The sequence below is a fragment of the Paenisporosarcina sp. TG20 genome (assembly GCF_000286315.1).
Lineage (GTDB): Bacteria > Bacillota > Bacilli > Bacillales_A > Planococcaceae > Paenisporosarcina.
Window position 1 is genome coordinate 1 of sequence record NZ_ALJG01000209.1, and the last position, 9,815, is coordinate 9,815.

At 41.1% G+C, this 9,815-nt stretch carries 10 protein-coding genes and 1 riboswitch; all 10 genes read left to right on the forward strand.

What is annotated here, in order from left to right:
• Positions 1 to 171 precede the first annotated feature (171 nt).
• Positions 172 to 362: riboswitch (cobalamin riboswitch) on the forward strand.
• Positions 363 to 642: 280 nt separating this feature from the next.
• Genes B371_RS0104175 through B371_RS0104220 form a run of 10 tightly spaced genes read left to right on the forward strand, consistent with a single transcriptional unit; the run spans position 643 to position 9,163 of the window.
• Positions 643 to 1,623, forward strand: coding sequence for an ABC transporter substrate-binding protein (locus tag B371_RS0104175; RefSeq protein WP_019413049.1), 981 nt, complete (start codon positions 643 to 645; stop codon positions 1,621 to 1,623).
• Positions 1,616 to 2,611, forward strand: a complete 996-nt coding sequence (locus B371_RS0104180) for an iron ABC transporter permease (protein WP_019413050.1) — start codon at positions 1,616 to 1,618, stop codon at positions 2,609 to 2,611. The genes B371_RS0104175 and B371_RS0104180 overlap by 8 nt, the downstream gene beginning before the upstream one ends.
• 2 nt (positions 2,612 to 2,613) lie before the next feature.
• Positions 2,614 to 4,080: an adenosylcobinamide amidohydrolase gene (locus B371_RS0104185; RefSeq protein WP_019413051.1), complete on the forward strand. Its 1,467-nt coding sequence runs from the start codon at positions 2,614 to 2,616 to the stop codon at positions 4,078 to 4,080.
• 6 nt (positions 4,081 to 4,086) lie between these two features.
• Complete coding sequence (cbiB, locus tag B371_RS0104190; protein ID WP_019413052.1) at positions 4,087 to 5,043, forward strand: adenosylcobinamide-phosphate synthase CbiB; 957 nt, start codon at positions 4,087 to 4,089, stop codon at positions 5,041 to 5,043.
• Positions 5,030 to 6,100 (forward strand): histidinol-phosphate transaminase, encoded by a 1,071-nt coding sequence (locus tag B371_RS0104195; protein WP_019413053.1) that lies wholly within the window; start codon positions 5,030 to 5,032, stop codon positions 6,098 to 6,100. Before cbiB ends, B371_RS0104195 begins: the two co-directional genes overlap by 14 nt.
• Positions 6,082 to 6,648: a bifunctional adenosylcobinamide kinase/adenosylcobinamide-phosphate guanylyltransferase gene (locus B371_RS0104200; RefSeq protein ID WP_019413054.1), complete on the forward strand. Its 567-nt coding sequence runs from the start codon at positions 6,082 to 6,084 to the stop codon at positions 6,646 to 6,648. Before B371_RS0104195 ends, B371_RS0104200 begins: the two co-directional genes overlap by 19 nt.
• A gap of 10 nt (positions 6,649 to 6,658) precedes the next feature.
• Positions 6,659 to 7,492, forward strand: a complete 834-nt coding sequence (locus tag B371_RS21265) for a cobyric acid synthase (RefSeq protein ID WP_019413055.1) — start codon at positions 6,659 to 6,661, stop codon at positions 7,490 to 7,492.
• Positions 7,489 to 8,244 carry an adenosylcobinamide-GDP ribazoletransferase gene (gene cobS, locus B371_RS0104210; RefSeq protein WP_019413056.1) on the forward strand — a complete coding sequence of 252 codons (756 nt, stop codon included), beginning with the start codon at positions 7,489 to 7,491 and terminating at the stop codon, positions 8,242 to 8,244. The genes B371_RS21265 and cobS overlap by 4 nt, the downstream gene beginning before the upstream one ends.
• 8 nt (positions 8,245 to 8,252) lie before the next feature.
• A complete protein-coding gene (locus B371_RS0104215; protein ID WP_237721500.1) occupies positions 8,253 to 8,813 on the forward strand; it encodes a histidine phosphatase family protein in 561 nt (186 codons plus the stop codon).
• Positions 8,765 to 9,163 (forward strand): bifunctional adenosylcobinamide kinase/adenosylcobinamide-phosphate guanylyltransferase, encoded by a 399-nt coding sequence (locus B371_RS0104220; protein WP_026022961.1) that lies wholly within the window; start codon positions 8,765 to 8,767, stop codon positions 9,161 to 9,163. Before B371_RS0104215 ends, B371_RS0104220 begins: the two co-directional genes overlap by 49 nt.
• Positions 9,164 to 9,815: the final 652 nt, after the last annotated feature.

The following is a 9,815-nucleotide window of genomic DNA, read 5'->3' on the forward strand; positions in this document are numbered from 1 at the left end:
GTTGATACTGTGACTCTCTTAAACGACCGGTATCCATTTATCCAGCAGTTTTACTCATAAACTCCTCAACCGTAATCATCATAATCCAAAACTAGAAATCTTACATACTAAAATCAAATTCACATAAACTCTCGACACAAACAATAAAACCTGTATAATGAAAAATGAATTACATAGTTTTTTCACGAAGGTGCTCGGCTTTAATCGCCGAGTTAAAAGGGAAGTCGGTTTAACTCCGACGCGGTCCCGCCACTGTATGTGTGAGGAATGTGCATCATGTCACTATAGTCAATCGACTACGGGAAGACGCACTTATCCGTTGATCACAAGCCAGGAGACCTGCCTACGTGCATAACGCCCGCAACCCTACGAGGATAGGAATGGTGTGAATCAGCTCATGCGCAAGTTTGCAAAAGCCTATATTCTACCAACCATCTTCCGATTATACGCGGAGGATTTTTTTATGTTCGGAGATAAGAAAGTATAAGTTTTCAATATGCTTTCTATCTAGCACCAATCTCCAGCCTGCGGACCCAGTTAAGGGTTCAGAAAGGAGAAAGGTAAGCCTTTCATCCTTACATCACCGGGCTAGAGAGGCACATTTCTTGAAAAACACACCCAAGAACTAGGAGGAACACATTCATGAAGAAGATTTGGCAATTATGGATCGCAGCAGCATTAGTAGCATTCCTATTAACTGCATGTGGTCAAGAAGAAACGGCACCCGTAAAAGAAACAACACCAGTAGAGACAGGTACACCTGAAGCAGAAGAAGAGGTAGCAGCGTTCCCAGTAACAATGACTGACATGACGGATAATGAAATCACGCTTGAAGAAGCTCCTAAAGCAATCGTGTCAATGATTCCAAGTAATACAGAAATCTTATTTGGTCTAGATTTAGGCGAGAAAGTAGTTGCTGTATCAGACTATGACAACTACCCTAAAGAAACTGAAACGCTTGAAAAAATTGGTGGACAAGAATTTAACGTAGAAAAAATCATTTCTTTAAATCCAGACCTAGTACTTGCACATGAGTCGGGCCTTGGAATGGGAGAAGCTGGTCTTCAACAACTTAGAGATGCAGGGTTAAAAGTGTTTGTAGTGAAAACTGCTGCAAACTTTGAAGAAGTATACGAAACGATGATTACCATTGGTCAAGCGACTGGTGCAACTGCTGAAGCTGAAGAAATGGTACAAACAATGAAGGATGAAGTTGCTGCTATACAAGAAAAAGCATCTTCAGTTGAAACAAAGAAATCAGTATTTATTGAAGTCTCTCCAGCTCCAGATATATATACAGCAGGAAATAACACATTCATGAATGAAATGCTTAAGTTAATTAATGCAGATAACATTGCAGCAGATCAAGAAGGATGGATTAAAATGGATCCAGAAGAAATTGTTAAGCGTAATCCAGATGTAATATTAACAACGTATGGCAGCTACATGCCTGATGCTGCAGACCAAGTACTTGCACGTGAAGGATTCGGAGCAGTTACAGCAGTAGAAAATAAAGAAGTATTTAATGTAAATGAAGATACGACAAGCCGTTCAGGTCCTCGTTTATCACAAGGTTTACTAGAAATGGCGAAAGCAATTTATCCTGAGGTATTCAGTGAATAAAACCTGGTTTGCATATGTAGCTTCTGTACTCGTACTGATTGCTGCAGTGTTAGCAGGGGTAATGATTGGATCCGTTTCGATTCCAATACAAGTGTTGTGGAATCCTAATTTTGATGAAGGATTAGCAAATATACTATGGAATATTCGCATGCCTCGTGTGGTGTTAGCCGGTTTGGTAGGCGCATCACTGGCAATGGCAGGGGCGGCCTTCCAAGGTTTATTGAGAAATCCTTTAGCTGATCCATATACCTTAGGAGTGTCATCAGGTGCCTCAGTCGGTGCCGTGGTGACACTCTTTTTTGGGATTTCAATCCCTTTTCTGGGCTTGTTTACACTACCAGTACTTAGTATGATTGGCGCTTTTTTAACGATGATCATTGTCATGGGCTTTGCCAAACTAGTTGACCGAACGATGAAAATGGAAACAATTATACTTACAGGAATTATTTTTAGTTCGTTTTTAGGTTCTCTTTTATCTCTAATGATTGCACTATCTGGAGAGGAACTTCGCCAAATTATTGGATGGTTACTCGGAAGTGTTTCTATGCGTGGATGGCCATATGTCAAAATGGCTCTGCCTTTTATGATTATTGGATTTGTCCTATTATGGTTAAATAGAAGAGAAATAAATGCACTTTTATTTGGCGAGGAACGTGCCAAACATTTAGGTGTTGACGTAAAAAAACGAAAAATGATGATATTAACAGGCGGATCGATTTTAACGGGTGCTGCGGTGTCAGTTTCCGGAACCATTGGTTTTGTAGGTTTAGTCATTCCACATACGATTCGTATACTGTGGGGAGCTGATCATCGACATGTACTGCCATTATCTTTTATCAATGGAGCCTCACTGCTCATTGTTTGTGATCTAGTTTCACGTACCATCATCTCACCATCTGAATTGCCAATTGGTGTTATAACAGCCTTTATCGGTGCACCAGTGTTTGCGTTTATATTTTGGAAACAGCGAAGAAAGGGAAGTGTGTAATCATGCTAAACGTTCAAGGCTTAACAGGTGGTTACCACACAGTACCTGTCGTTAAAGACGTATCATTTACTGTGAAAAAGGGTGAAATGTTAGGGATATTAGGACCAAATGGAAGCGGGAAGTCTACTTTGCTTAAAGTCATAAGTGGCGTACTTCCCATGCAATCAGGAACAGTAGATTTAGATGGCAAAGCAATTCACAAATATGCATCAAAAGAACTTGCAAAACATATGGCAGTTCTCCCGCAACTACATGTGCATGCTTTCTCAAATACAGTAAGAGAAACGATATCACTTGGGAGATACCCACATCAGAGTGGATTCTTTTCTTCATGGTCTGACAAAGATGAGAAAGCAATTCAAGATGCCATGCGTCTCACGGATGTGAAGATGTATGAGAACACCTATCTCGATGAGCTTTCTGGCGGGGAGCAGCAACGTGTTTTTGTGGCACAAGCCCTCGCTCAACAAGCGAAGATTATCTTGCTTGATGAACCAACAAATCATCTCGATATCGCGCACCAACAACAATTGTTGGATACTATTAAATTGCAAGCCAATGAAAAAGATTTAACCATTATTTCTGTATTTCATGACATGAACTTGGCATCACTATATTGTGACCGATTGTTATTACTAGAAAACGGTGTCGTCAAGATAATCGGGGAACCGCATGTCGTCCTCAAACAAAAACAAATTGAAAGTGTTTACAAAGCTCGAGTTAGTAGTCATCCACATCCTGAACAACCGAAACCTCAAATAACATTATTACCTAGTTTAGGTGACTTGCAGGTTGATGAACTTATTACTAAAGAGCATTTTACTGTTTCAAATGAAAACGTTGTTTTGCATTCAAAAACGCCATTAAAAACAGTTTCATCAGCTGTCGTGAATGCTGGGTCAGGGTGGTTTCGATCGTTTGTTAACCGCCATGTAAAAGCAGATTATGAATGTGACGATAGCACACAAGAAATGGTTGATTATTTAGAAGCACAAGGTTTCTCTACAACCGATACAGTGGGTATGATGACAGCCGTTCGTACAGAAAATGCGGTCATTGAAGAATACAAGGGTACGTTTGGGTCTATTATTATCGCAGTTACAGCAGGAGTTGGAAATGCAGTCGATGTATCTAAAGCGTTCGAACGCGAAGATGTACCTTATGTCGGTACAATAAATACATGGATTATTGTTAACGGGAAGTTATCGGACGAAGCGTTCATTCAAGCGATGATTACGGCAACTGAGGCAAAAACCAAAGCACTTCAACACGAAGATGTGAGGGATCCATTAACTAATACACTTGCAACTGGAACGTCAACAGATAGTTTACTCGTTGCCGCTACTCAAAAAGGGCAGCTATTACAGTACGCAGGACCTATTACGGAAATAGGGAAATGTATTGGACGCGGTGTTTTCGAAAGTACAACGCTTGCGATCAAACGCTATAAAAAAGCGAAAGGAATGTAAGTAAATATGTCTTCTCATATCATCGCTCTTACACTTGGGTTGCTGCTCGATAGAATAATTGGCGATCCTCCCAAATGGCCGCATCCCGTACGTTGGATTGGAAGCCTTATTACTAGATTGACGATCGCTATGAACACAGGAAGGCATCGTAAATTTAAGGGGTTTATTCTATTAATAGTGGTTGTGGGAATCACACTCTTCACCGTATTTTCATTGGTATATGCAGCGTACACAACTCATTTTATTTTAGGAATCGTTGTCGAAAGCATTTTATGTGCTGTTGGATTTTCTCAAAAAAGCTTGAGAGATGCTGCGATGGCGGTTTATACACCTTTGCGTGCGGGAAATTTAAAAGAAGCCCGACTAAAATTGTCATGGATTGTCGGTCGCGATACTGTAAAGTTGTCTGAAACTGAAATTACACGAGGTGTAGTAGAAACAGTCTCTGAAAATACAAGTGATGGTATTACAGCGCCATTATTTTTTGCGTTCCTTTTCGGTGCACCTGGACTTTGGGTATATAAAGCAGTGAATACTCTCGATTCCATGGTGGGTCATAAAAATGAAGAATTCCAAGAGTTTGGCTTTGCTTCTGCAAAAATGGACGATGTGTTGAACTATATTCCAAGCAGAATCACAGGATATATCATCTTAACCTGGACCAAAAGTTTCAGTAAACAATCTTTCTGGGCACGTTTAAATGGTTGGTGGCGAGATGCCAAAAAACATCCAAGTCCAAACAGTGGATACTTAGAAGCGGCAACTGCTTATCAACTTGGTGTACAACTTGGCGGGAAAAATACATATAAGGGAATCCCCTCTGAACGTGCTAGAATGGGACATCCTGAAACCCCGCTCCGTGCCATTCATATTTTGCAAACCATTCGCCAAATGCATATTGCTGTTTTTCTATTTTGGTTGTGGATAATAGCAATCGGAGGTTTATTACATGTCTTTGCCTAATCACGGTGCAAATCCACATCATCTATATACCAGTCTCGGAATGGCACAGCCCAAACGAATAATCGATTTTAGTGAAAACGTCAATCCATTAGGTCCTCCTTACTTGGTACAAATGAACTGGTACAAGTTACAAAATCTAATCACCCGTTATCCAGAGCCACAAGGTGAACCTTTTCGAACTACAGCAGCACGATATCACAACATTTCACCCGATTCTATATTCGTCGCAAATGGAGCTGCTGAAGTATTTTCTTTACTCGCTGAGAAGTACAGAGGAAAACGAGCTATATTAGTTCATCCAACTTTCTCTGAATATGAAGCCACATTAAAAGCTCATCAGGTGGACATCGTCAACTTATCCATGATTGACCTTGTAACAGGGGAATTGCCTATTGCTGAAATAAAAAAGCATATGATAGACGCGGATGTCATTTATTTATGTACACCGAACAACCCAACAGGTACTTTGCCAGAGCACAGCTCATTAAGGGATTTAGTGGAATGCGCGAAGAAATCAAATTGTGATGTTGTGTTAGACGAAGCATTCATTGATTTTATTTCAGAGGAAGCATCCTTCATTCCCTTTATTAATTCGGGTCATGTACTAATTGTTCGTTCAATGACAAAGATGTACGCGATACCAGGGATTCGCCTAGGATACATGGTAGCAGCACCCCAGATTGTTACAGAAGTTCAACAGCTTGCACCACACTGGAATATCAACGGGGTAGCCGCTGAGATAGGGTCACTCGTGTTAGAAGATGAAGACTATCGGATGAGAACGATTCAACATAGTACTAACATGCGACTCGACATGACAGCGTTTCTAAAAGTCCATGGCTGCGAAGTATCAAACTCACAAATTAATTTTCTATTGTTTAAGTTGCCACAACCAAACATCGATTTTTTTCGTCACTTATTACAAAAGGGCATTGTCTTAAGACACACAGAGAATTTTCATGGACTTAATGGTCAGTGGTTCCGAATTGGGATGAAAACGCAAGAGCAGTTGGAAATCCTCAAAAAGGAGTTAAAGCAATGGTTCGAGGCACATTAACATTTATTTCTGGTGGAGTGAGAAGCGGGAAGACAGCATTTGCCGAAAACTGGTTAATGAATCAACAATGCTCGCGGCTTATATACATGGCAACAGGTGAGGCAACTGATGCCGAAATGCAACTTCGCATTAAACGACACAGACAAGACAGAATTGATTACACAGAAAAGTGGTTGACGATTGAACAACCTCGTCAAATAGAAGAAATACTTCCACATATATTACCTGGTGATGGTGTTCTGTTCGATTGCGTCACAACATGGTTGGCGAATGAAATGTACGAAGGTTGGAACAGGGGAGAGCCTTGTTTTACACGACCGAACTGCTTAGAAGAAAAAGAACAGCAATTACATAAAACTATTCGTACATTATTAAACAAAGGAACAACTATAGTTGTTATTTCCAATGAAGTATTAGATGAACCACTGTCAAGCATCCCAGATGTACGACTTTATCAACAATGGCTAGGAAGACTTCATCAGTGGTTTGTCAAAGAAAGCAATGAAGCATTTGAACTGACGTATGGACTCGTAAAGAAGTGGAAATGAGGAGATGCATATGAACGGTATCATGATTCAAGGGACTGCCTCAAACGTTGGGAAAAGCATGATTTGCACTGCGTTTTGCCGGTTATTTGCAAATGATGGTTTTCATGTTGCACCATTTAAATCGCAAAACATGTCGACCTTCTCCACAAAAATAGCGCATGGATTAGAAATTAGTACGGCCCAATTTGCCCAAGCAGAAGCAGCAAAAGTATCACCACTTCCACAAATGAACCCTATACTATTGAAGCCATCTGGACATATGTCTTCTGAAGTTTGGGTGTTGGGTGAAAAAGTTGAGCATATGTCTGGGACCGCTTACCGGGAATCATTTTATGATATCGGGGTAAAAGTAATTAAACAGTCACTTGATTTTGTTGATCAAAACTTTGATGTCGTAGTTTTAGAAGGAGCAGGAAGTCCGGTAGAAGTAAACTTAACGGATCGGGAACTGGTGAATATGAGCATTGCAGAGTTAGCAGATGTGCCGGTTTTGTTAGTTGCTGACATTGAACGTGGTGGAGTTTTTGCATCAATTGTAGGCACGCTCGAGTTACTTCCACAACAACACAGAAATCGTGTGAAGGGCATCATTATTAATAAATTCCGTGGCGATAAGGAATTGTTTAATGAGGGTGTGTCGTTTATCGAGTCCTATACAGGAATTGCGGTTCTTGGTGTTATTCCATTTATGGACAATCACCAAATTGAAGAGGAAGATTCGTTTATAACACATCATGATACGTCTTTTAAAATGTCGGGCGAAGATAAATATGATGAATGGGCAAAACATGTGGCAAACAATCTCGATTGGCAAAAAATAATAAATATGGTGGAGCGACCATGATGCGTGGTATCTTGCTAGCGCTACAATTTTTCACCATTATGCCAATTAATCAACAACTGGAGATGGATCGCAAGTCGGTCACTGCCATGTTTTCCACACTTCCTTGGATAGGGGGGCTCATCGGCCTCGTCACTGCAAGTATTTGGCTATTTATTGACGCGAGTCCATTGTTCTTAGCATTTACAATCGTATTAATCGGCATTGTCATGTCGGGTGGTCTACATCTTGATGGATTCGTTGACACGAGTGATGCCTATTTTTCTTATCGCGATCAACACAAACGTCATGAAATTCTAGCTGATCCGCGTATTGGTGCATTCGGGGCAATGGCTTTATTATTATTTGTCATTGGAAAAATCGTCTTATTAACTGAAATCATTACGCAAGGTGGAATGAAATGGGAATGGTTACTCATCTTGCCGTTTCTCGCTAGAGCAGGAATGGTTTACTACTTCACCCTTACACAAGCGGCAAGGGATAAGGGATTAGCTTCGTTCTTTAAAAAACGGATTAATCATCGAATATTGCTTGTTATGACAATTCTTTCACTTGCAGTAGGAGCGGGCTTTATCATGCTGGTTGGTGGAGAGATGGTATTAGCAATCAGTAGCTTGCTGGTACTATTCAGTTGTGCATACGCTTTTAAATACTGGACCAAAAAACATTTTGGAGGCGTCACGGGTGATGTATCTGGTGCTTTCGTTGAAGGGATGGAAGTGGGTTTATGGCTCCTTATTTTCATCTTACTTTAGTCCGCCACTTGCCGACTTTGGCGAATATTGAGCGTCGATACATAGGTTGGAGCGATGAATCGATAAGTCAGTCGTCACAAGTTTACAAAGAAGCTACTTGGTGTCCGGACATAATTAATGGAAGCGACCTTCTGCGTTGCCAAGAGACCGCCGCCCTATTTTACCCAAAAACGCCCTACCAAGGGTCACAAGCTTTTCGGGAAATGTCTTTTGGAGATTGGGAACTACGAACCTATGAGGATTTAAAAAATGAGGTAAATTATCAAAAGTGGTTAACTAATCCGAATGAAGTGGCTCCCCCAAATGGAGAGTTTGTAGATGAAATGGGGTCACGGGTCCGAGCGGGACTGAAAAGTTTGCAGTGTTACCACCCAGTTGTTGTGACACATGGAGGACCGATTCGATATGTGCTTACGCAGTTTGCCCCTGATGAACGTGATTTTTGGTCCTGGGATGTCAAACATGGTGACAAATGGACATTATGTTGGGATAGTCGTCAATGCTTTGAGGAGGAGAAAAGATGCAAGTCTTTGTCGGTGGAGCGTTTAACGGAAAGCGAGCTTATGTAAGGCAACTCGTGAGTGATCGAGATGTTCAATGGATCGAATGCTCAGACGTGGATCATCTGCCTGAAGCAAAGTGTGAAACAATTGTTGTTGCTGGAGTAGAGGAATTTGTGGAACGTCATTTGGAAAAAGCAGAAGACGAAGTGATTGAAGAAATCATGCTTACATTAAATACATATCGTAAACAAAGTAAGGTTATTGTGATAGTGACAGAAATTGGACGTGGAATTGTACCGATAGCAGCAGAAACACGTGAACTTCGCGATCGTTGTGGACGATTGAGTCAACAGATTTGCAAGGAAGCAAGTGAAGTGACACGCATTTGGTATGGCTTAACTGAAAGATTAAAATAAGAAACTACATCTGAGTCAATTTCACACCTCAATTCGATAATAAATACGAACACTTAATTGTTATCCGTTTATTTTAGAAAGGTATCGTTTGATTGTAGCGCAATGCAGCGACTCCAGTGGGAACAGAGCATGAGCTGAAAGCCCCGCAGGAGCACATGGAACGAAGACTAAGAACGCCACTACGCGAGTCAACGTCTTCGCGGGGCAACATCCTGTTGGTCCGAAGCCATGCCCCACGGAAAGCGTTCGTATGTAACGGAAATCTCTAGATAAAAATAGAAGGTTGTTCTATTAAGGACCGGGCGTACTTGCCGGTTTTTCTTACAAAATAAGAAAGTATACAAATTTAGTGAGCCATGAATCCAGTATTCCGGGTATTTTAAGGAGTAGGTTCTAGTATGATACCGCTGATTTGCGCTCCAGGCGGACGCTGTCCACGGGGCGGGCGGAGAGCCTCCTCAGTCGCTAGCGCTCCACTGCGGGGTCTCTCCTGTCCCGCTAATCCCGTAGGAGTCGCCGCCTTCCGCTTCAATCAAGTAAATGTTTTCGAATTGTTCATAAAAGAAAATACAACTTAAAAAGAATGGATTGCAGAACAGTGGTTTGCATTATGAACACTGAAATTCTGATGTTTTGAGCAAGTATTTCTCTT